The following is a 24,461-nucleotide window of genomic DNA, read 5'->3' on the forward strand; positions in this document are numbered from 1 at the left end:
CTTATACTGGATTGACCGACTTATACGAACACTATGCTTTGGAGAATAAAACGGAGCAATTTTTTGAAGCATTTGAACAGTTGTGCATGATCCCTGATGATTATCTACTTGGAGATAATCCAATTTTGGATAATTTTATCATTCAATTGGAAAAAGTTTTTCATCCTCAAAAACCAGAAAAAGTTACACGTCCTGCTCCATGGTGGCAAATTGAGAGAAAATCCTTGCTTGCAATAGCAGAAACGCATTCACCTTGTTATGTATATCACTGCGCAACACAAATATCTCAGGCGAAACGATTACTGAGTCTGGAATCAATCGACACTTTATTTTATGCAATTAAAGCCAACCCCCATCCTTCGATTTTAAAAACATTGGAAAAAGAAGGTATTGGTTTTGAGTGCGTTTCTATTCAGGAACTAAAGCGAATATCAGAACTATTTCCAGATATAGACAAAAAAAGAATTTTATTTACCCCCAATTTCGCACCAAAAAATGAATATGAATTTGCAATGAATTTAGGTTGTTATGTAACAATAGATAATGTGTACCCTTTAGCAAGCTGGACCGAGCTGTTTCAAAACCGCGACATCATCATCCGTATTGACCCAGGTGCGGGCGCAGGCCATCACAAACACGTTGTAACAGGGGGAAATGAATCAAAGTTTGGCATTGACCAAAAAGATATAGAACAACTTAAAACACTGACCCAGGAACATAATATCCGTGTCATTGGATTACACTCACATTCAGGAAGTGGAATTCTTACCCCAGAATTGTGGGAACAGACTGCTTTAATACTCACGTCGCTCATTAAGCAATTTCCCAATACTCAATTCATTAACTTAGGTGGCGGTTTAGGAATTGTTGAAAAACCAGGACAAAAACCTTTGGATCTCGAGAAACTCGATACACGATTATTGGCAGTAAAATCGCATTATCCCCATTTAAAATTCTGGTTGGAGCCCGGTCGTTTTTTTGTTGCAGAAAGCGGCGTCATCCTGGCAAAGGTCACTCAATGTAAAGAAAAAGGCGAAGTAAAATTTATAGGAATTGAAACAGGGATGAACTCATTAATTAGACCCTCTTTATATGGTGCTTATCACGAAATTGTCAATTTAAGCCAGTTGTACTCGCAAAAAGCTGGATTTTCACATGTGGTAGGTCCAATTTGCGAATCAGGAGATACCCTTGGATACGACCGTTTATTACCTACCACACATGAAGAAGACATCATTTTAATCGCTAACACTGGTGCCTATGGGCACTGTATGAGCTCTCATTACAATTTACGTTCACCCGCGCATGAAATTATTTTGGAATCATAGCGCGCTAAAATGTTTATGTTTTCACACTATCTTGCAAACGAATCATTTTGTTTAAATTTAATCCATTATGTATTGAATTAAACTGTTTTGACATTTATAATCACAAAATCAAAAAAGAGGGATTGTTATGCCAAATCAAGGCAAAATTATTAATGCAGTAAATCTTTGCATCAAGCAAAAAAACAATATTGATTTTGAACTAAATAAAAAAGGAGTTTGTTCCGCACTTGCTGCTTTATACATCAAATATACATTAGAAAATAAAACATCACTGTTTTTTTATTTGCTTGACCAATTAGCCAGTTTACCTAGCACTTACCGATTCGGTGATAATCATGCCATTGATAATTTCATTATCAAAATTGAAAAAACATTTAATGCGGAAGAATTCAGTAATTACGAAATCTTACAAACTGATCTCGAGAAACTCTTGGATATTAGGGAGAAACCTCTAAGAAATGAATTTAATTTGGGCCTCAACACAAATGAAACACATTGGAAAGAAATTTTCAAAAAAATCGGCCGTAATAATCGATCATACTATATTTCCAGTAAAACCCATGCAATCGCTCTAACTTTTCAAAATGGGAAATACAGCTATACAATTTATGATCCGAACTATAATCGAAGAACAAAAGAGTTTGAAACAGTTGATGAATTAATTAAGGAAATTAAAGAGTGCTTTGATTACAAAAATGACTCTTTCGGCTTAATAATTCGCACATTTGCTCATCCCCATGCAACACCTGAACACTACCCTTCTCACGATGAATTACATCAAATCGCCTTCGCAGATCAGACAAATATTGATTCAAGTTTCTATGCTGCTCTAGCAAAAGATATTGATACAGTTAAGTACTTATTTAAACACAATAAAATTGACTATGACAACTTAGGAAAAGAATATTTTCGTTCTGAATTTAATGATTTTTTGCTGCAGCAACCTAAATCACCTATTCTAAAAAATGCTATTTTAAGAGGGATTAGAGCCACCCTCTATGTAGGAAACCACAAAGAAGCAGAAAAGCTGATTGATCATTATATCCAGACGTACATTACAGCTGAGGAACAAGATGAATTAAAAAACGCACTGCAAGAATTGCTTGACGAACCGGTAAGCAAACACTTGTTGCTCATGAAAAAAGAAGCAGACCACAGCAAGTTATTAAAGTTGCTCGAGCAATTAAATCTTTCTCAAGAACCTCAAAATCAAACCGCTTATAATCACCTGCAATTTCTAACCTTTGTTAAACAGGAAGTAAAACCTTTATCAAAAGAGCAGTTTTTAAGCAAGATTTCTCCAGAACAAATAATAAAACAAATTCAGTGCGCCGCCATCACCAATCAACATCATGTTTTAAATCTATTAATTTCTCAGTTAGCAACTGCAAAAATTGCTCCCAAATCATTTCCTTCTATTTTCACTAAAGAGCTTATTGAAGAGGTTAATTCAACAACTTTAAAAAGACTCCTTGAAAATGGTTTTACTGTAGATACCCAAGCCCTAGATTTACTTCCTCTATGCATGCAGCGTCATGACAAAACAATTTTTGAAACATATGCACGTGCATTGGCTGAGCAAACTGACCCAACTCTTTGGGAGCATATTGATCAATTTCAATATGACTTAATCGACTTAAGCACTTCCCTAGGTTCAACAACGCTACTCAATGCACTCATTTTCCTTAGGAAAAATAATCATGTGAAAAATGCATGGAAAGATAATATTACTGAGGAGATGATCAAAAGCGCGCTTACCATTGCCATACTGAACGGTAATCAAGAAATGTGCTTGTTCCTCCAGGAAAAATTAAAAGCTAAAAAAAGCCATCTTGAATCAGATACCTTGGAATTTCTCTACCATAAAGGATTAGAAGAGGAAGACATATCCATTTTATCCGTACTTACTCAATTAAATTTCAATGTACTCTATAACATCAAAGACATACACGCACTTTTTATGCTGTGTTTTGAGTATGATGACTATTCAATTATTGAAAGGTGTTTTACTAAAGCAAGCCCCAAAATAAAGCAACTCCTTTTAGAATACAGTTTAAACTGGAATATTGGGCCTGTAATAACACTTTGCATCCAAAAAGAGCCTCAACTTTATAATGTGTATCTTAATGACTCAATCACAAACCTTGGCAAACTAACTAAGCTCAATAGAGTAATTAATACGCACTCTCTTCCTCCCGATACACTTTCATTGAATCTTGATATCTCAGAACAAAAAAAAGCAATCAAAGATTGTTTCAAAAATAAACTCCTCAATCTGGCAAAAATATTATGTAACAAAGTAGCATGGGGAGAAGATGAGCTCGATAATTTTCTTGATGAGTTAATTCTGGAAAAAAATGAAAATGGAATCATATGCTTGCTTCAAAATTTCCCAGAGTTGAAGCAAAAACCAAAACTTGTACCCATGTTGACACAAAATAATTTGCTGAAACCTATAGATTTTTTACTGGCTAAAGATCAAATTGCCATTGAACAAGAATTATCCGAACAAATTTTTGCTTCGGCTTTGGCCAATAATTATAAAAACTTAATTGCCCGATTTTTAAAACTGGGAAGAATAACACCTGATACGCAATTCAAACAACCCCTTGTAGAATTGCTTAAACAAGCAATTCTACAAGGCTATGATTCTGTTTTAGAACCATTTATTGAATCCAGTCTTAATTTCGGATTGGATTTCAAAGAATTGTTTCTTTTTAGCTGCGCTCAAAAACAAGCAAAAATAGCCAACCTGCTGCTTACCAAAGAATTTATTCTGAGTCCCACTGAAAAGCAAAGTGCAATTCAACAATTATTTGACGATCAATCTGCTTCCGAGCTGTTTGATACGGTCTATGCACAAGGTTATGGCAGGCTTTATCAATTATTATTAAAAACTAATGTACAAAACCCAAGAGCCTCTTTACTACGATCAATTAAAAATCGAGAACATGATCCCTTATTCCAAAATACTACGCTGTATTTAAATCCCTTAAAACGCGCTATTAAAGAAAAAAATGAGAAGATATTTGACACATTGTTTGCACAAAGCAACCTTCCAAGCGGGCCGGATGAAAGTATTATAAACTTTTTAAAAGACCCTGTTCTTTTTGCAAGTATCTTTCCCTTATTTGAAAAAAAATACGGTCTAAAAAAATTATTAGATGAAGCCTTTAAACAAAAAGAATGGGCAACGTTTGCCAATCTTATTGAAAACAAAGTATGGAATGATTTAGATTCGGATATAAAACTACATGTCGAAGAACATGGTATCGACATTATTAAGGCTTATTTAGAAAACCTCGAAGCACATTATGATAAAACCGACGTCCGTCCGCAGTTATTTAAACTTTTAGCTAATACAAACACGCATATTCTTGTTCAATTAGCCATCCCATATCGAGAGGACATTCAAAAAACTCTGGAGCGTATTGAGTTTAATATGCTGGAAAAACAGCTTGATTTAAACAATCAAATTTACCGTTATACTTTTAACAGCTTGCCATATAAGCAAGCTCTGGAAGAGCTTGGTAAAATATTCGAGGAATGCCAGAAGATCATCACCGAACAGAAAATTGATCTCGAGCAAGCCATTGAAAGCTTAGAAATAGTAAATCATCTGGCACAAATAAAAAGCGTTATGGCAGGGCAAGATATTTCTCCGGACTACTTGAGTGAAGAACATGCAGGGATTTTGGAAAAATTGATAGAAAACCCTCGATTTAAACAAGTGTGTCAATTGGAGTTTAAGCTGTATTGTTTACTCAGACAATTTAAAAAACCGCTCTCAGAACAAAGTGAAGAAACTCAAAAAAAATTAAATACTACAATCGAGTTACTTCGTGAAACATTAATACAAGCAAACTTACCAGAGAGTTTTGTTTTACCTCAGATTCGGGGCTATTTCCCACCCCCCCCATCCGAGAGTTCACCAACACTACAAGAGAAAGAACCCTCGCCGTCTATATCAGTTGCAACACAATCTCGTCTAGTTGCCTTGAAAAAGGGATGCACTGCAGCATTGAATTATTATCTGCAACATCGGGATCACACTTTAAGCTTGTTTTCTTATTTCTTTGATTATTATCGTGGACAAACTCGTGCCCAACATTACAAAAATTTAATTAAATTAGCACAAACAGAACAAGAAGTGTTCCTTATTGAATATGCGATCCTAGTTAATGATGACGGGGCTCAATTAAAAAAAGATTTAGCGTCACAACTGAAATTTAAAGACGAATATACTGCTAAAAAAGATCTCCAAGAAGTAATTCGCAATTCTTATACTGTGGAAGAGTTGCCTTACCTAGATGAATTGATTGATTCAATCAATCAAAAAATCAATGAAAATGATACTACAGCTACTCGTACTCTATTTCGTGATGAATTAACTTATTTAAAAAAAATAAATAATCCCAAAAGTAGATTGAGCAATCATTCTTTTTTTCATACTAAAAAGCAAGACTCAGACACTGATTTTTGGCAGTGGATTGTAAACTGGCTTGGTTTTGGCTATAACAGCTCTTCTACTGAGGAAAATAGATTGTCTTTAAGGCAATAAACCAATAGAGAAACGATTGAAGTTTGGGTTGTGCTGCCCTGGTCGTCAAGCTAAGAGCACTTAGTGTTTCATTATGACCCAATTTGCAAGTAACTCCGTCATTTCCGCGCGGCAGGCGAAGATCCATTTTTATATTGGCAATGTGCTTAATCATGGATGGTTTCCTGCCTTCGCAGGAGCGAGAGCATCCGCTTGCTGCATCACTTGACGGCTATGTGCTGCACCCAGACTAATTTTATTTTTTAGAAAATATTCTGCATGAATAAATTATGCTAGGATGTGACATTCTTTATCCTTTGTTATGACATGATGCAGGACGCACTAAAAAAATTTTTTCAAAATTACCCGCAGACAGAAGCTCCTTTTATGTACGAACAACTCGCCGAATGGAGTGCCGCACGTCCTCTGACTGGATTACGTGTGATCCATCATGTTCCTATAGTAGCTAATACTTTATTAAAAATAGCATGCTTACTTGAAGCAGGTGCTGATGTGACAGTCACTAATCCTACAGACTTTTGTTATGCCCATCCGCATGCGGTATCCTCTTTAATTGAAGCAAAAATTCATTACATAGAAGATCCACGCTCGCTTGCTGGTGAAATGTATGATCTTTATTTTGATTGTGGTGCTCAGCTTTATCAATTTTTGGGAAAACCCAAAATTGGTGCAATCGAATTAACGGCTTCCGGTGATCAATTTTATCGTCAACAAACGCTTAACTTTCCTGTGATTAGTGTTGATCGCACATTGACAAAACAACTCGAAACAGTTTTTGGATGTGCTGAAAGCAGCCATACAGCCTTGACTCAATTGACAGGAATCAATCATGCGGAAACATCATGGATTATATTTGGCTTTGGAAAGATTGGTCGCGGCCTCGCCTATTTTTGCAGCCAAAATAAAGTTCCTGTCGTTGTTGTCGATCCCAATGAAAAACAACGAAATTTAGCACAAAATCTGGGTATCAAAGCGATTGATCCTCAGGATTTCAGCCAGCTAGAACGTGCATTAATTGAAACGAATGTGGTTGTTACCGCAACTGGACAAAAAGCCATTATGAGTGCTTATCCTCACTCCTGGTTTAGTGGAAAAATTCTGGCGAATTTAGGAGTCTATGATGAGTTTGGCCCTCATTTTAGCGATGAAGAAGTCTTAAATCATAAAATGCCAGTTAATTTTGTACTCAATGATCCTACACCAATGAAATATATCGATCCGGAATTTTATATCCATAACCGTGTCGCATTAACGTTCCTGAAAGAAAAACTGACGCCTGGAGTGCACGGAATATCCTTACCGTTAGATCAGAATATTATTCAACGTTGGTGTGCCTATCATTCATTTCCTTTAGATAAAATTAATTCCTGGTTGTATTTGTAGCACGAGCCAGGGATCAACAAGTTCATTCATACCCACCAACCGGCGGGTTCCGCTACGCTGCACCCAACCTAAAAATTACATAAGTGCACTCATTTTTTAAAAAAAATTTACACTTTGTCCATGATGCTATATATTTCGCCTTTTTCTTGAAACAGAATCAATGAAATTATTGACCTCAACACATTCATATAGCTCCAAAAGAACCATCATATGGTTAGTCGGCGTATCCTTTTTATTATTTCAATTTTTCTTGCAATTATCTTCAGGAATTATTATTGGTGCTATAATGTATGAGAAGCACCTCACCGCACTCACTGCTGGTCTATTAAGTAGTGCTTTTTATTATGTCTACACCACAATGCAAATTCCTGTTGGCCTTCTTTTTGATCGATTCAATACACGAACCTTATTGTCCTTAAATGCTTTATTGTGTGCTTTGGGCTGTTTTTTATTTTCTACAGGATATAACTTATTTGTGTTATTTCTAGGTCGTTTAATTATAGGTGGCGGCTCTGCATTTGCCTTTGTGGGTATGACGCGAATACTACGCCAACATTACCCTCTAAAACAATATGCCTTTATGATTGGGCTCACCGAAACCCTAGGATTTACTATTACTGTATTTAGTATGATTGGAATGGGCTCCCAGATAACCCGCATTAGCTGGAATTATTTTCTTGTAGGTTCCGGAGTCGTTGGTCTTTTAATTGCTGTTTTATGTGCGACTCTTATTCCCAGTAACAAACCAGTAATCAATAATTATCAGCAGTATAAAAAGCATTTAGTGCTCATGTTAAAAAATAAATTGATATGGTTTAATGGATTATTTGTTGGACTGGAATTTTCTGTTATTACTGTTTTTGCTGCAATGTGGGCAGTTCCTTTTCTCCAGTTAAAATTAAAATGTTCTCTAGAATGTGCCAGCATTCTTACCTCAATGATCTTATTGGGAGCCGGGTTAAGTTGTCCTATTTATGGTTGGCTGTCCATTCAACTGTCTCAACGCAAACCACTCATCCATATTTCCTGTTTATCAACTGCCGTTTTATTCATCCTTGTTCTTTACTTACCAATACATCATCTGCTCCTCGTTGGAATTTTGTTGTTTGCAATTGGGTTATGTTGTGGCGCATATATGCTTGCCTTTACCATTGCCAATGAACTGGCACCGTCAGAATCACTTTCCGCCTGTACAGGCTTCACAAATACCTTAGCCATGGCCACTGCCCCGCTACTGCAACCGCTCGTAGGTTATTTACTCGACTACTTCAAAGGCAATACGAACATGCATACTCTAGGGGATTATCAACTTACCCTTTTAATCATTCCAGCTGCGTTAGTTATCGCCAGCGTTTTATCACAATTTCTTCCAGAGAAACAAGCGTAATGACGATAAATGTAAATTGCCCAAGATCCTAGGAAAGTGATTTTATATTTAAACTGCTTTACCACTAAGCACCCACTCTGTGCAGGACAAAAAATCATAAGAGACTCTCTATTTGTATAGGAGTGGGAACGGTTGATTTTTTATTTTTCTAAATTCTGCTGTCTTTCTGGAGAAGGCATTTAATTTATCGCGAATAAAATCCAAATCATAAGCGAGCAGAACTCGAATCTTCCAATACTTTTTGTAGTTTCTGCTACACTGTATTTATATAAGGGTATAAGAAATAGCAAATATAGTCTGTATTAATCGAGCGTCAGTTTCGTCAAGTCAATATTTGTATCTATATTTTGCCAGACATACTTTAAGACAGTTTCATTTGAAGTGCAGGGTACTTATGGCTAAGAAATTAAAAACAATAGTTAAAACAGGCACCAAAACAACTACTCAAGAACAAAATCTTCACTCAGATCATCATCCCCAATTATTCGGTAAAACATTAATCTGGAACATAGATAAAGTTAATCTCAATGATGATTTAGAAATGAAAGCTTTTACCATAGCGCAAAAAATTAACAGCGGAGAGGTTACCAGTGGCATGTTGCAGGAAATACCTCATGATTCCCAAGATGAATTAATCGCCAATATTGAGAAGTATTTAGATCCCATGCAAAAATTGAGCATGAGGTATAATCAAAATGGTACTCATCCTTTTGGCAATCTCACGTTCAGTTGTAATCCAGTTACACCTAGCCCTAATCAAGCATTAGAAAAAGATGTAAAAAAGTTACAACAAAAATATGAAGATTCAGGCGCAACGAAGGGTCAGGTTTTAATCACACTGGTTGAGGATGAGAACGGCAAAAAAAGGCTTTTGGTCAATGTGCATGCGGAAAGCCCTCCAAAACCTGGAGCTCCTTATCCACCAAAAATTCCTCGAGTCGATCTCAATCAAGTCATGAAAGATGTGGAACAATTCAGAAAACATCATAGTGACATCGATGTGGTTGTGGGTGGCGACATGAATAATGGACCTAAGAGTTTTCCTCAGGAAATGCACAATTTCCTACCGAATCCCAATTTTAGATACCAACACAGTGAAGCGAATACAGCCTTTAAACGAGACGGAACGAGCATCGCCGTAGACGCTGTTTTTTCAACGGAAAAAGGAATTGATTTAAAAACTCAAAGGAATATGAATACTTGTGATGAAAATTTTCTAACAGCATTTAAGAAAAGCAAAGACGAGAAAAAACAATTAGCACAACAAGAAAAAATGAAACCAGTGGTTGATTTACAAAAAAATCTTAAAAGCAGCCCAGCTTTTACCACGGCAACGGTGCATACGGGTCATTATCCGCAAAAAATTAAGCAAGATACCCAACAGGATTTTCCTATAGAATTAGTTTTTAAAGATGCACGACAAGCGCGACAATTTACCAATCACGTTTCGCTGAGGGATAAGAAAAATTTATTTCAAAATGATAATAAAGTTTATCTAACTCAGGGAGCGGTTGCTAAGATATTAACCCTTGATATTAATCTACCCAAACTTGCATTTACTCATGTAATGCAGGGGCATCAAGATGATAAGCCTTCGGAACAAAGAACAAAGGAATTACAACAAAAATGTGTGGAACAAATACAGGTTGTTAAAAAGGTACAAATTTCTGCAGCACCTACTGTTAAATATGAAAATACTAAAATACGTCAAGACACTCGTGGAGAAATAGACTATTCCATACAATTGACCTTTGCGAGTAAGGAGGAAGCTCGCGCGTTTAGTGATGCAATGGGTTATAAAAATAAAACTTTATTATTTCAAGATAATACTAACGTGTATATCGCAAAAGATGCTGAAGCTGATTTTCTTAAAAAAATGTGTAAACCGGAAAATAGCGCCAGCTTCAAAACACATTTAGCAAAGCTCAAATCATCATCACCATTAACAGAAAAAGATGTTACGATGAGTGCACCACCAAGTGCGAAGGGATCTCTATCTTAATGGTTTTCTTTTTTCTGCCTAATTCAATACCTAATACTTCGAGAGAAAGCGTATAGTTTTCCGGCCAATCCACCTCCTGTTCTTTAGAAAACACTTCCATCATGCCACTGTGCAGAATATAACTTTTTACTTCCCGTCGAAACAAGCAGCGGGAGTTGCCGCATTACTTGCAGGAAAAAGTGGAATGCCTTTTCTCCATACTCAAAGGAAGTGGATTTCGTTTCGAGGAGACTCACATGACAACATTAAAAAACATTAGACTGACAAAGGAAAAGTCCACCGCAGGTTATTTTATTTAATAAAACCTTAATAATTAAGCTATAAAATAAACAATTATTGGTCATTGTGTGGTTATTTTGTATGGCAGAAGCCAAAAGAGATCATAAACCTCCTCATCCTAAAAAGGAAATAACCCATTTTGTTGTATTGGGTGATAGTCTTTCTGATGGTAAAAACATGGGTGAAAAGTTTTCTTTTCTAGGCCCCTGGATCAACGGATTATGGAAAAAAACATTAGGATTAGATAAGTCTCCTAAAGAACGCTTCACGAATGGTTATACTTGGGCAGATGTGCTTAGAGCCACTCTTATCAGCAAATTTCTTAATGATGATAAAATAAAAAAGGATTCTGCACATCGCTTTGGAAAATATAACCTGGATAATGCAGATATCAGTGATGATGTTATCTCTCAGTCACCTAATCAGCGTAAAAGATATACTTGGGAAGAAGTTGAAGCTGAATCAAATCAAGTAAAACGTAAAAAACGTGTACAAGATAGAGAAATAGGACATCTATTTTCAATAGAGGAAGAAAATACTCCAAAAGTTTCAGAAAAGCCCAGACATATGGTCGATAGTAGTGATATAGCTGATGCTGTAATCTCACAACGATACAAAAATAATATAAAACGTACTTTTCTCATGAAAAGAGAAGAGATTCCCAAAATCACACTTCGAGAATCTTCTGATGATATATCTGACGAGGTAATAACAGATCCCCGTTATAGAAAGGATATTGAGGAATATTATTCACTCGATAATGGTCGCACTGCTCAATATAACGGGCAAAATTTCTTTGCAAATTACGCCCAAGGTGGTGCAACATCTTATGATTACAGCTGGAAAGGCCTATTTCTTTCCATTCTTTCTCCGTTTACTTCAATAAAACTATTTTTCACTCGCTTAATGGTATCCAACTTGACCAAGCAGGTAGATCAATTCTTAGAGGACGTTGAGAAACAAGAAATTTCCGATGAAAAAGAAAAGACCCTGATTACTGTATTTTCTGGAGCCAATGATTTAATTACAGCTAATGCAGAACCAACAAAAGAAGCAGCTGATCTGGCCATTAAAAGTAACCTTGAGAATATTAAGAAATTAATGGATGAAGGTTATAAAAATATTGTTCTATGTAATTTGCCCGATTTGTCATTAACACCACGTTTTCAGAATAAGCCTCAATCAGAGCGAGATAATGCTGCAAAAATAGCAAAATATTATAATAAGAAATTAAAAGATGAATATGAAAAACTAAAAAAAGATTATTCTGATTGCTCAATTGATCTATTCGATATCAACACTGTCTTTAGTAAAATTTATGATGATGTTCGTATTTACGGTGAACAATCAAAATATGCTCAATACTTTGACGCCAAAAAACTAAAAGAAGCTTATAAAGACTCGCCAGATTATAAGATAAATCCTGATGGAACATCTCCTGGTATGAAGCATATGTTTTGGGATGATGTTCATCCAACCGCCACCATGCATGCATTGTTGATGTCTGAATTTTATAAAAGTAAAGAAATCCTTGGCCAATATAAGATATCAGCACCAAAAGAGCAAAGCACCAAACATTTGTGTGATATGTTTCAACAAAAATATCATGAAAAATTAGAAAATACGTGGTTTAAATTTTTAAGTTGGAATAAAGAACTTTCTATTGACTATAATGAACCAGAAAAAGCACTTGTCACCATATTACGCTACGCACTCGATAAACATAACAAGCAGGCAAATTTGTTACGTGAAGCGATGACCGATTTAGGTTGGTGGGTAAATGATGAGCCTAATATGTGTATTCCTGCTCTGGCCGATGCCATGTGGATTTTGGACCCTAAATTAGCACAGAAACTGGAAGCAAATTTAGACCCTCATCTGGAACAGCCTAAACCTACCTCGCATAAAATGATGGTGGGAGCATTAGGAGGTCCTCATAAAAAATCCGTTCCTCCTGAGCTTGCTTTGCCTCCTGAAGTAGAGAAAAGATTAGAAATGATACAAAAAACGCAAGTACTTCGTCATGATGACAAGGATCAGAAAGATACTTTGAGTTTTGTTTAATGTATTCAAGCCTGGATGCAGCGCAACTGCATCCAGGCTACATATTTTATAAATATCAAGCAGTTAACTTGATATTTTCGATATCTAATTCAGTACTTTTTAAGAATGATTGTTGAGTAACAAAACAAAAGTCACCGCTACTGTCTTTAGAAAACCCAGCAACTGTATGTGATGATGGATCATTAGCCTTCAGAGTATTAATCAATGTTAGGTGCAGTTTAGGCAATCCAATACTCAGCATACACTGATCATCTTTTAATGGTTTTAATGAAACAAATTGAGACATTTTGACTTTATTACCCAAAGGATCAAGCCAACCCGCAACAGCCGCACTGGTTGCATCCTTTTCTTTAAGATTTGCAGAGTAAAAACCATTATCATCCTTTAAACGACAAAAAGTTGTACTGATTTCATGTGCGTCTTTCTGATCATTGTTTAATACCAATTTGCCAAACCAGGCTTTATTCCCGGTAACAAATTGTTCTTTATCATCAATACGCAAATGTCCATTAAGCTGGCTTGTCTGTAACACTGCAAATTTTACTCCGGGACGCAAGACTAAGGTTTCATTGGCCTTATTTTCTTGCTTTAACATGTCCACCTTGAAATTAAAGCCTTTTTTGTCTGCTGCCTTAACACCAAAGATCCAACTGTCATTGATGGGATTGAAACGAATAAAAGAATAACCAACATGCCAATCAAGCGGTGTTGATTGTTTTATTTTTTCTTTGCTTTCATAAAAAAATACTAATTGGTTTGTTTGTCCATCAACTAAAGCAGCTTTAGTATGGAAATCGGAGCCTTGACGCTGCATTTCAAAAAAATAGCCGTATTTATCCCCACTCTCATTTTTCACCATACCGGAAAAAGTCCAACTCCCTATGGTTGGTTCGGTGGATTGTACCGGTTGCGGCATGGGCTCTACTTCAGATGCAAACAATCCTGTACTTGTGTGGAATATTATTACAAATAAAAAACAGCGAATCCAAGCAAACATAATCAGCAATAACCTTTTAACTGTTGATGTAACCACAATGCGTCCCAAAATGCATCATCCAATACAGCGTCTACAGGTAAATAATGCATGGTGTCCGAACTAAATGATCGGCATTTCACCGCATCTTTTTCCGTCATAATAATAGGTGATTTGGAATAATTCAAATCATCTGGCTTAAACTGATAATGATCAGGATAAGAAGTGCTATCGAATTCTATCCCTAATTGCAACAAAGTGGAATAAAAACGTTGAGGATTACCAATTGCGGCGATCGCTTCCCATTTTCCATGTAATGTATGTGCATCAACTTCCTCATCCGTACTTAATTTTTTAATTTTTCCGGGTTTTAATTTCATAGGATATGCATTGCTCCAATGACCTTCATTTACCACAATAAAATCAACTTGTTCCAGACGTATAGCAGATTCTCTCAGTGGTCCTGACGGCAAACAAAAACCATTACCTAATCCTCGGGTCCCATCAATAACAGCAATTTCAATAGCTCGCCCCATACGGTAATGCTGTAATCCATCATCGCTAATAATGATTTGGCTTTGATGTTTTTCTAAGAGATAGCGTACAGCCTGGATTCGCTTTGGTGCAATCACTACAGGGCATTTGGTTTTTTGTGCTAACAGTAAGGGCTCATCTCCAACTTTTGGAGCGGGATCATTGACTTGAACTTCATAGGGGAATTGCTTTATTGTTGCGCCATAGCCACGACTCACAATGCCAACCTTTAATCCTTTTTGTTGTATTCTCTTAGCCAATTCAATCACCAGAGGAGTTTTACCCACTCCTCCAACTGTTATGTTACCAACAACAATGAGAGGAACTGGACAACTTATTTGTCTAAAACGTCGCAAAAAATAACGTCTGGCTGAAGCAATCGTAGAATAAACCCAAGATAATGGACGCAATATCCATTGTAGCGGGTGATGATGGCCATACCATAATTGCTCTAAGAAAGAAGACATCAGGCTATTGCATCCTCATGAATTGTATCTGAGTGTTGTATGCCCTGAAGCTGTGCGTAATATCCTTGCAAGTCAAGTAATTCTTGGTGAGTGCCTTGTTCCACAATACATCCTTGTTGCATCACAATAATTTTATCTGCGTGTTTGATCGTCGATAAGCGGTGCGCAATGACTATAGTTGTTCGATTTTTCATTACTTCTTCTAAAGCAATTTGTATGTATCGCTCTGACTCACTATCCAATGCAGATGTTGCTTCATCAAGAATTAAAATGGGTGCATTCTTCAAAATAGCACGCGCAATCGCTATCCTTTGCCGCTGACCACCGGAAAGTAACACACCATTTTCACCAACACATGTGTCATAACCTTCGGGTAAACGACTAATGAATTCATGGGCAAAAGCCATTTTAGCGGCTTGTATAATTTGTTGTCGGCTTACATCCGAGCGGCCATACGCTATATTATTAGCCAAAGTATCATTAAAAAGGGTCACATTTTGACTGACCAACGCCATTTGCTCTCGCAAACTGGTCAAACTTATTTGATTGATAGGGATATTATCCAGAGTAATCACACCTTGAGTTACTTCATAAAAACGAGGTAATAAACTGGCTATGGTAGTTTTACCGCTCCCGGAATGTCCGACCAATGCCACTGTTTTACCCGATTCAATCGTAAAACTTACATCATGCAATACCTTATCCCCTTGTCTATAAGCATAAGACACATGTTTAAACTCCAAAGAACCCTGTGATCTTTGCGATAGAACAATTCCTCGGTCTTGTTCTGTAGGGAGATCCAACATATTGAACACACTTTCTGCTCCAGCCAAGCCTTTTTGAATTACTGCATTCAAAGTAGTGAGGGTTTTCATCGGCTTAATCAACTGAATCATTGCCGCGATAATTGCTAAAAAAGAACCTGCAGAAATAATCACTACCGTAGACAGTTTAATGGCTGCTGCAATGATTGCGGCAATTCCTATACCGATAACAATTTGTACCCCAGAGACATTGAGTGCTTTACTTGCTGCAACTTTCATATCGTTCTGACGTGAATACTCTATGGCTTTAGTAAATTTTTCAGATTCATAAGAAGCACCTCCAAAAATGCGCACCACCTTGTAACTCTCAATTGCTTCACTCGCAATCTCAGTCACCTCGACCATTGTTTTTTGTACTTTATGACTGATTCGTCGCACACGTTTATTGGTGTAATTCACAATAAGACCAACAAAGGGAATGGTTAACAGAAACATAAGGGATAATTGCCAGCAAATCACCATCATGACCGTGAGAAAGCCTATAATTAAACACGTATTTTGAACAATATCTGTCAAGGCCTCTGCACTAACCTGAGCTACTTGTTCTACATCATAAAGAATTTTAGAAAGCATTTGTCCTGAAGTTGCTTCATCGTAAAAATCTGCAGGTAAGTGAAGAATATGGTTAAAAACTTTTTCCCTTAATACCTTAACCACAGCGCGCGCAACCCAGGTCATACAATAACTACCCACGGAGCTGACAAGTCCCCTCAAAGTAATCCCTACTAGAATGATATAAGGAATTTTTTTAATAAAATCCATATCAACATTAATAAAGCTTTTATCAAAAAAAGGCCGCATCATATAAGTAAAACCTGCGTCAATCAGTGAATACAAAATATTGGCAAAAATACCTAAGGCCAATATGGGCCAAAATGGCTTCACATAAGCTAACAAACGTTTGTATAAAATGCTGGTTTTAACAGAAAGTTTCTTTTTCATGACTCAAGTAGTTCAATCGAAACATGGGTTATTGTAACTGTTATTACATGGAAGTGCTAATATTCCTTAAAGCATGCAGGTGGCCACAGTGCAGCAGCAAACCAACATCGAATGTTCATTCGCATCAAAAAACCCGAGTTATACACGCCGCACCCTGACTACCTATCGGCAAACATCATTCCAAGGTCATTTTGATTCGTGTATAAGCGCAATGAAATCCTACTTTTTGGACATTACAATCGGAAACACTTCCAGGTTCTGTTGTAACCGTTGCCCAAGACAATCCATTCTGTTTTGCGGTATTCAATCGGGTCACTAATAATTTTTTTTGTAACCCCTTCCCTCGGTAAGCAGGTAAAGTACTAGTAACTCCTAAATCACAAAAATCGCCATGTATGGCAAGTGTTGCCCCAGCTACAATGACATCTTTATCATAGACAGCATAGGCACTGACCCCCTTAGATTGGGCATAACAAAAAAATTGCTCTTCAGCCTCAGGGGCATTAAACCCTAGAGCTACCTTTTTGGCCCACTCTCTCGTTTCGTTTGATTTTATTTCTCTAATTGTTAAAAGATCTGCAACGCAATCAAGCGGCTGATATGTTTTTAAATCCAGGATTGAGACATTATTTAATTCGGTGATGCAATAACCACGCTGACTTAAAAATACGGTAAGTTCATTTCCTACGAAAGGACATAATTCAATATCTACTCGCTTATGATTTAATCTCCTATAAAATTGCTCTATGCATTCAATCTCAGGCTGAAAATACTTGAATTTCGTATTAAATCCCCACCCTACTACTTGCGACAAGTAAGAATCAAATCCTGAAAAACAGGCAGCGCCCCCATTAATTTCCACTATCTTTCCTTGAGAATACTGCTGAGTTACTTCTATATGAGTTTGCTTGATGCAAGACTCCATTTGTGCTGCCAGATCTTTAGTAATACATTTCATCTTAAATAGTTCCCATTGAATCCCCAGAGCCTCCCCAAATTTCTTCCCTGGTTTTAGGCTTAAGTGATCCTTCAAATTTCTCCATCCAGAACGATGCGTTGAGACATTGTGGAGCTCTTTTTTAAAGCAAGATCCTTAGATACTGCTCATAAGCATCCTACTTAGGAGGTGACTGCCAAAGTCTTCGCCTGCTGTTTTATTTTAATCCTTTTTTTAAGTCATATACCAACCTAGGTCCCTGATAAATCAAACCAGTATACACTTGAATTAATGAAGCACCTGCATCCAGCTTTGCCTGTGCACTGCTGCAATTGTCGATGCCACCGACTCCGATTAAAGTTACATCGTTACCTACATAGTGTTTTAGCAAGCGCAAGCACTCAGTAGATAGCTCCCATAAGGGCTTACCACTTAGCCCTCCGGTTTCTTCAGCATAAGGTAAATGAGACACTCCGTTGCGGGAACAGGTTGTATTCGTCGCAATAATTCCTTCAATGCCATAACTCAAAATCACTTCAGTCATTTGTTTTAAAGTTTCTGGTTCTTCATCTGGTGATATTTTAACCACCAAGGGAACATGGCGCTGAAGTTTATCGGATAATTTAATTTGTTCAGCCTGAATTTGCGATAATAAATTGGCAAAATACTCCTTCTGCTGCAATTGGCGTAGATCAGGAGTATTCGGTGAAGAAATATTGATGGTTATATAAGAAGCATATTCATACACCTTTCTCAAACAATGAATGTAATCATCTGCGGCATGTTCTAACGAAGTGTCTTTATTTTTACCAATATTAATGCCCAAGATTCCTTTATAACGTGCTTTTTTTACATGGTCCACCAAAGCATCCACGCCCTGGTTATTAAACCCCATACGATTAATAATCGCATCAGCTTCTGGTAACCTAAATAACCGTGGTTTGGGATTACCCATTTGTGGTCTTGGTGTAACTGTTCCTAATTCAATAAAAGAAAAACCTAATTTCGCCAATGCATCCAAATACTCTCCGTTTTTATCCAATCCTGCTGCCAAACCAACAACATGAGGAAATGGTAATCCTAAGGCTGTAGTAGGTTTAGGCTTAACCTTTTTAAAACAAATCTTAGGTACATAACGTAAAGCAGATAAACTAAAAGTATGTGCACTTTCAGGATTCATGCTAAAAAGTAAAGGACGTAACATTGAATACATAAAAAACCTTGTCGTCTGTGTAGGCAAAACCAAAGGGGTTTAGAGTTAATACCAAACCTGAGTTTCGTGTCGCGTCACCCAGGCTACATTTATTAAATATCGCATTTCTGTGCCCAAACACGCAGCATAGCGTTTTCAGACTTATGCAAATGATACTCTACTTCTCTAATCTCTACACCATATCCTTCTTTTTGTAATTCAAGTAATACGGGGCCTAAGAACTCAGAGGTCTTGCCTTCTATGTCATTTAAAGGAAAAATTCTTACTTCTTTGGCTACTCTTGCTAATTCACGAATTACATTTACATGAAATTTGACAGTTTGTTCTTCCAAGTCGGCAAATAAGTAATTCGCACTTAATGCAAAATCAAAAGAGAAATCAGGATAAGGTAAATGGTAATCTGCTGCGCCATAATATCGTCCTTCAGTCTTACCTCGCTCATAATCGGCAAAGAATTTTTTCATGCCATTACGACGGTTTTCCAGTAATTGCTCTAACCCTCCAGCACGACTGAAATCAAATTGATCTTGTTCTCGGCGTACTTCATCTGCCATTTGTGCAAAAATCATAACTGCTTTAGAGGATAATGTATCTTTATCCAAAACAAACAAAGGATCACAACTTACGGCTTGATGTGCTTCCTGAAATTGTTGGGCGTTTACTGCACTGGGACCACATCCATATTCTAAAATCCTGGAGTTCATATCTTCTTGAGACAAATCAAACATCTCACGATACTCATCAACACTATGTCCCCAGAGTACTAACTTACGCATGAATGACTCTCCTAAATAAATAAACCGAAATGCTGAAACTTTAGCTATAACTACCCTTATAAACAGTTCGATAGTTTTTCCTTTGGCTTAAGATTAGGCGATTTTTTAAATCAGGTAAAGGAGCATTTCTAGTAAGAAAAAAGATCTGCGAAATTCTATTTGCATCTTCAACTTGATTGGGTATAGTCTAACACATTTGTAAAAAACAACAGACGACTTACTCTGCATCAAGATTAGACAAATTCAGGCGTTCATTAAATTCTTGTATCAGGTAATAGTTATAACCACAGGGGGCACCTATGTATACAGGACCGAATTATCAACTCGGTGAAACTTACGACATGTTGCGCGACAGTGTCTACCAATTTGCTCGTGCTGAAATTGCTCCGCTTGCTGCTCAAGTTGACGAAAGTAATACTTTCCCCAACCATTTATGGAGAAAGCTAGGTGAAATGGGTTTACTGGGAATTACCGTCAGTGAAGAATATGGCGGTGCCAACATGGGATACCTTGCTCATGTTATCGCTATGGAAGAAATTTCTCGGGCATCAGCATCTGTAGGCTTAAGTTACGGCGCTCACTCCAATTTATGCGTCAACCAAATTTATTTAAATGGCACGCATTCGCAAAAACAAAAATATCTGCCTAAACTTATTAGTGGAGAATATGTTGGGGCTCTGGCTATGAGTGAGTCCAATTCAGGATCCGATGTAGTCAGTATGCAATTACATGCTCGTCCAGAAGGCAACAAATATATTCTCAACGGCACCAAAATGTGGATCACCAATGGACCTGATGCGAATGTCCTGGTTGTTTACGCCAAGACTGACAAACACGCTGCAAGCAAGGGAATCACTGCCTTTTTAATTGAAAAAGGAATGCCAGGCTTCAAAACAGCTCAAAAACTCGACAAGCTAGGAATGCGTGGCTCAAATACCTGTGAATTGGTATTTGAACAATGTGAAATTCCAGCAGAACACGTTTTGGGCGAAGTCAATCGAGGTGTAACTGTATTAATGAGTGGACTGGATTATGAACGTACCATTCTGGCTTCAGGCCCAGTAGGAATTATGCAAGCGTGTATGGATGTTGTTTTGCCTTACGTACATGAACGCAAACAATTTGAACAATCCATAGGTGAATTTCAATTCATCCAAGGTAAATTAGCAGATATGTATACTGATCTGGGTGCCTCAAGAGCATATTTATATGCTATTGCCAGAGCTTGTGATCAAGGTATAGTCAGTCGTAAAGATGCTGCAAGCGTGATTTTATATACGGCTGAAAGAGCAACACAAATGGCATTACAAGCAATTCAAATTCTTGGTGGTAATGGATATATTAATGAGTATCCCACAGGACGTTTACTGCGCGATGCAAAATTATATGAAATAGGGGCTGGTACTTCTGAAATCAGAAGAATGCTTATTGGACGAGAACTTTTTAAAGAAACAGCATAAGGAAAAATAAAATGGAACAGAATGACATCGTAATTGTTGCGGCAAAAAGAACTCCCATGGGAGCCATGTTAGGAAATTTATCAACTCTTTCAGCTCCAGAATTAGGGGCAATTGCACATATAGCGGCCTTATCTCAAGCAGGAATTAGCCCAGCAGAAATAGACGAAATAATCAGTGGTTGTGTCTTACAGGCTGGAATTGGTCAAGCTCCGGCACGACAAGCAGCCATTAAAGCAGGATTGCCCAACTCTTCAGGAGCGACCACAATAAATAAAATGTGTGGCTCAGGAATGAAAGCTGTCATGTTAGCTCATGACTTAATTCGAGCAGGCTCTGCAAATATTATCCTTGCCAGTGGTATGGAGAGTATGAGTAATGCACCTTATCTATTGAATAAGGTACGCTCAGGATACAGGCTAGGACATGGTGAATTAAAAGATCATATGTTCCTTGACGGATTAGAAGATGCCTATGATAAAGGAAAGTTAATGGGTGTTTTCGCAGAAGCTACAGCGAATCATTTTCATTTTAGCAGAGATCAGCAGGATGAATTTGCCACTCGCTCCATGAGCAGAGCACTCGAGGCAATAGAAAATGGAGCTTTTAAAGAAGAAATTACTCCGATAACGATTAATACACGTAAGGGTGATATTACAGTGAATGTAGATGAAGGTCCTGATGCTGCAAAAATCGCTAAAATACCCCAATTAAAACCTGCTTTTAAAACAGATGGAACCGTTACCGCAGCCAATTCAAGTTCCATATCTGATGGTGCAGCAAGTCTGATTTTAATGAGTGCGGGACAGGCTGAAAAACGTGGTATTCAACCCATTGCCCGTATTGTTGCTCATGCAAGTCATTCACAAGCACCGGAGTGGTTTACTACAGCACCAGTAGATGCCATTCGTAAAGTCATGAATAAAGCATCCTGGAAACAAAATGATGTGGATCTATATGAAATAAATGAAGCATTTGCTGTAGTAACAATGGCAGCTATGACACAACTTGAATTAAATCCAGAACAAGTTAATATTCACGGCGGAGCTTGTGCTTTGGGCCATCCTATTGGCGCTTCCGGTGCGCGTATTTTAGTAACTTTAATACATGCTCTAAAACATCAAGGAAAAACACGCGGTGTCGCTTCATTGTGTATTGGTGGTGGTGAAGCAACGGCTATGGCAATTGAATTAATTTAAAACAAAAAGGCCCCTAACCCATAAATGGGATAGGGGATTTTCTTATAAATAAAGGTAATAGCTCAGGTTCCCATATTAATACTACTCGAATGGTTGGGTTTGAGTTCAGGATGTGAGAAAATTTTTCTCGCAAGATGTTTCCAAATACAGCCATTTCCCTCATAGGGCCGAGCACTTACAAAAAAGGATGTTCATGCTACGACACAGTATTATCTATCTGCTACTGAGTATTTTAGTAGTACTATTCGCAAAATACGCGCATCTTATTATTGTCTATGTTGATATGTTTTTCACCTACGTTAATTTGAAATTGACCCCTATATTCAGTCAAACAGGCTGGGGGCTTGTAGTTCGGAAAATTTTGGTTCTTGTTGTATTACCTGTAGTGATTACTGCCGTTCCAGCGCTTATTTACAAGTTCATAAAAGGGGGCAATATGCCTCACTTTATTGCAATTACTTGGATTATTTGGACAATCATTGTCCTAAGCGATATTTTGGTACTACGATAAGGAACAGGCATGGTAAAAATAATTAGCCAAATCAACACAACCAGTCAAGAATTCAAAGAAAACCAAACAGCTATGCAATCCTTAGTGGATGAATTACACAATCGAATACAGTACATTGCTTTAGGTGGCGATGAAAAAGCACGTGCCCGTCATTTAAAACACGGTAAATTATTACCAAGGGAACGATTGCAGCAATTACTTGATCCTGGATGCCCTTTTCTTGAACTCTCACAGCTTGCAGCTTATCAAGTATATGATGATATAGTCCCTGCTGCAGGGATTATCACGGGGATCGGCTGGGTTTCAGGTATTGAGTGTGTTATTGTTGTGAATGATGCGACGGTAAAAGGTGGCACTTACTATCCATTAACCGTAAAAAAACACCTAAGGGCACAAGAAATCGCGCTAATGAATCATTTGCCCTGCATTTACCTGGTAGACTCCGGAGGAGCCTATTTGCCCCATCAGGATGAAGTATTCCCTGATCGCGATCATTTTGGACGAATCTTTTTCAATCAAGCACAAATGTCTGCGCAAAATATCCCACAAATTGCAGTAGTTATGGGCTCTTGTACTGCTGGAGGAGCTTATGTTCCTGCAATGGCCGACGAATCAATTATGGTTAAAAATCAAGCTACGATTTTTCTTGGTGGACCGCCTCTTGTCAAAGCAGCTACAGGTGAAGTCATCAGTGCTGAAGAATTAGGCGGCGCTGAAGTTCATTGTCGACATTCAGGCGTAGCGGATCATTACGCCGAACACGATGCTCATGCACTTCATCTAGCACGAACCTCCATTAGTAATTTAAATCGTAAAAAACCACAGCAATTAATGCGGATTGAAACCGTAGAACCACTCTATGACTGTAAAGAACTAAATGGGATAGTACCTACAGATCCCCGGAAACCCTTTGATATTCGAGAAATTATTGCACGCATTGTTGACGGTTCTGAATTTGATGAGTTTAAAGCATTATTTGGCACAACATTGGTTTGTGGCTTCGCACATTTATACGGTTACCCCATAGGAATTATTGCAAATAATGGCATTCTATTTAGTGAAAGTGCCTTGAAAGGAACCCACTTTATAGAACTTTGTTGCCAACGTAAAATTCCTTTGTTGTTTTTGCAAAATATTACTGGTTTTATGGTTGGTTCTAAATATGAAGCTTCCGGTATTGCAAAACATGGCGCCAAAATGGTAACCGCTGTTGCCAATGCCAATGTTCCTAAGTTTACAGTAATTGTTGGCGGTAGTTTTGGTGCAGGGAATTATGCTATGTGCGGGCGTGCCTATAACCCTAATTTTCTTTGGTCTTGGCCTAACTCACGCATTTCAGTCATGGGAGGAGAACAAGCTGCTCATGTTTTGGCGCAAGTTAATCGAGACAAATTGGCAAAACAAGGAAACGATTGGCCTGTGGTAGAGGAGGAACGTTTTAAAGAGCAATTGCGCTCCCAATATGAGACTCAGGGAAATCCTTATTACGCCAGTGCCCGATTGTGGGATGATGGTGTTATCGCCCCTCAGGATACACGCAAAATATTAGGGCTAGGGTTATCAGCCGCATTAAATGCCCCTATTGAATCAACACGCTTTGGCGTATTTCGCATGTAAGGAGCAC

Annotated in this window: 15 protein-coding genes and 1 pseudogene; 10 read left to right on the forward strand and 6 right to left on the reverse strand. The window is 37.7% G+C overall.

Annotated elements, in window-relative coordinates; all coding sequences use genetic code 11:
- Positions 1 to 188: 188 nt before the first annotated feature.
- From lysA to Ltuc_RS07505, 6 genes and pseudogenes are all read left to right on the forward strand, one after another.
- Positions 189 to 1,328 (forward strand): annotated as a pseudogene (gene lysA / locus Ltuc_RS07480) (diaminopimelate decarboxylase); the annotation flags it as partial.
- A gap of 127 nt (positions 1,329 to 1,455) precedes the next feature.
- Positions 1,456 to 5,889 (forward strand): hypothetical protein, encoded by a 4,434-nt coding sequence (locus tag Ltuc_RS07485; RefSeq protein WP_058520657.1) that lies wholly within the window; start codon positions 1,456 to 1,458, stop codon positions 5,887 to 5,889.
- Between the two features lie 309 nt (positions 5,890 to 6,198).
- Positions 6,199 to 7,272, forward strand: a complete 1,074-nt coding sequence (locus tag Ltuc_RS07490) for a saccharopine dehydrogenase NADP-binding domain-containing protein (RefSeq protein WP_058521640.1) — start codon at positions 6,199 to 6,201, stop codon at positions 7,270 to 7,272.
- A gap of 160 nt (positions 7,273 to 7,432) precedes the next feature.
- Positions 7,433 to 8,659 (forward strand): MFS transporter, encoded by a 1,227-nt coding sequence (locus Ltuc_RS07495; RefSeq protein ID WP_083498059.1) that lies wholly within the window; start codon positions 7,433 to 7,435, stop codon positions 8,657 to 8,659.
- 394 nt (positions 8,660 to 9,053) lie between these two features.
- Positions 9,054 to 10,661 carry a hypothetical protein gene (locus tag Ltuc_RS07500; protein ID WP_058520658.1) on the forward strand — a complete coding sequence of 536 codons (1,608 nt, stop codon included), beginning with the start codon at positions 9,054 to 9,056 and terminating at the stop codon, positions 10,659 to 10,661.
- Positions 10,662 to 11,021: 360 nt separating this feature from the next.
- A complete protein-coding gene (locus Ltuc_RS07505; RefSeq protein ID WP_058520659.1) occupies positions 11,022 to 13,004 on the forward strand; it encodes an SGNH/GDSL hydrolase family protein in 1,983 nt (660 codons plus the stop codon).
- Between the two features lie 55 nt (positions 13,005 to 13,059).
- Here the strand turns inward: Ltuc_RS07505 and Ltuc_RS07510 are convergent, their stop codons facing one another.
- The 6 genes from Ltuc_RS07510 to Ltuc_RS07535 all read right to left on the reverse strand — a co-directional run bounded on the left by Ltuc_RS07510 (position 13,060) and on the right by Ltuc_RS07535 (position 19,670).
- Positions 13,060 to 14,001 carry a hypothetical protein gene (locus Ltuc_RS07510; RefSeq protein WP_058520660.1) on the reverse strand — a complete coding sequence of 314 codons (942 nt, stop codon included), beginning with the start codon at positions 13,999 to 14,001 and terminating at the stop codon, positions 13,060 to 13,062.
- A 2-nt stretch (positions 14,002 to 14,003) separates the two neighbouring features.
- Entirely contained in the window at positions 14,004 to 14,978 is a 975-nt protein-coding gene (gene lpxK, locus Ltuc_RS07515) for a tetraacyldisaccharide 4'-kinase (protein WP_058520661.1), read from the reverse strand.
- A complete protein-coding gene (gene msbA, locus Ltuc_RS07520; protein WP_058520662.1) occupies positions 14,978 to 16,744 on the reverse strand; it encodes a lipid A export permease/ATP-binding protein MsbA in 1,767 nt (588 codons plus the stop codon). Before msbA ends, lpxK begins: the two co-directional genes overlap by 1 nt.
- A 175-nt stretch (positions 16,745 to 16,919) precedes the next feature.
- On the reverse strand, positions 16,920 to 17,702 hold the full coding sequence (locus tag Ltuc_RS07525; protein ID WP_058520663.1) for a GNAT family N-acetyltransferase: 783 nt from the start codon (positions 17,700 to 17,702) through the stop codon (positions 16,920 to 16,922).
- Between the two features lie 196 nt (positions 17,703 to 17,898).
- Positions 17,899 to 18,894 (reverse strand): quinone-dependent dihydroorotate dehydrogenase, encoded by a 996-nt coding sequence (locus Ltuc_RS07530; RefSeq protein ID WP_058520664.1) that lies wholly within the window; start codon positions 18,892 to 18,894, stop codon positions 17,899 to 17,901.
- A 92-nt stretch (positions 18,895 to 18,986) separates the two neighbouring features.
- Positions 18,987 to 19,670 carry a hypothetical protein gene (locus tag Ltuc_RS07535; protein ID WP_058520665.1) on the reverse strand — a complete coding sequence of 228 codons (684 nt, stop codon included), beginning with the start codon at positions 19,668 to 19,670 and terminating at the stop codon, positions 18,987 to 18,989.
- 299 nt (positions 19,671 to 19,969) lie between these two features.
- Here Ltuc_RS07535 and Ltuc_RS07540 point away from each other — a divergent pair, with 299 nt between their 5' ends.
- The 4 genes from Ltuc_RS07540 to Ltuc_RS07555 all read left to right on the forward strand — a co-directional run bounded on the left by Ltuc_RS07540 (position 19,970) and on the right by Ltuc_RS07555 (position 24,454).
- A complete protein-coding gene (locus tag Ltuc_RS07540; RefSeq protein ID WP_058520666.1) occupies positions 19,970 to 21,130 on the forward strand; it encodes an isovaleryl-CoA dehydrogenase in 1,161 nt (386 codons plus the stop codon).
- An 11-nt stretch (positions 21,131 to 21,141) separates the two neighbouring features.
- Positions 21,142 to 22,326, forward strand: a complete 1,185-nt coding sequence (locus Ltuc_RS07545) for an acetyl-CoA C-acyltransferase (protein ID WP_058520667.1) — start codon at positions 21,142 to 21,144, stop codon at positions 22,324 to 22,326.
- 193 nt (positions 22,327 to 22,519) lie between these two features.
- Positions 22,520 to 22,837 (forward strand): hypothetical protein, encoded by a 318-nt coding sequence (locus tag Ltuc_RS07550; protein ID WP_058520668.1) that lies wholly within the window; start codon positions 22,520 to 22,522, stop codon positions 22,835 to 22,837.
- Positions 22,838 to 22,846: 9 nt separating this feature from the next.
- A complete protein-coding gene (locus tag Ltuc_RS07555) occupies positions 22,847 to 24,454 on the forward strand; it encodes a carboxyl transferase domain-containing protein (protein WP_058520669.1) in 1,608 nt (535 codons plus the stop codon).
- The last annotated feature ends 7 nt before the right edge of the window (positions 24,455 to 24,461 follow it).

Source organism: Legionella tucsonensis (genome assembly GCF_001468035.1).
GTDB classification, from domain to species: Bacteria; Pseudomonadota; Gammaproteobacteria; order Legionellales; family Legionellaceae; genus Legionella; species Legionella tucsonensis.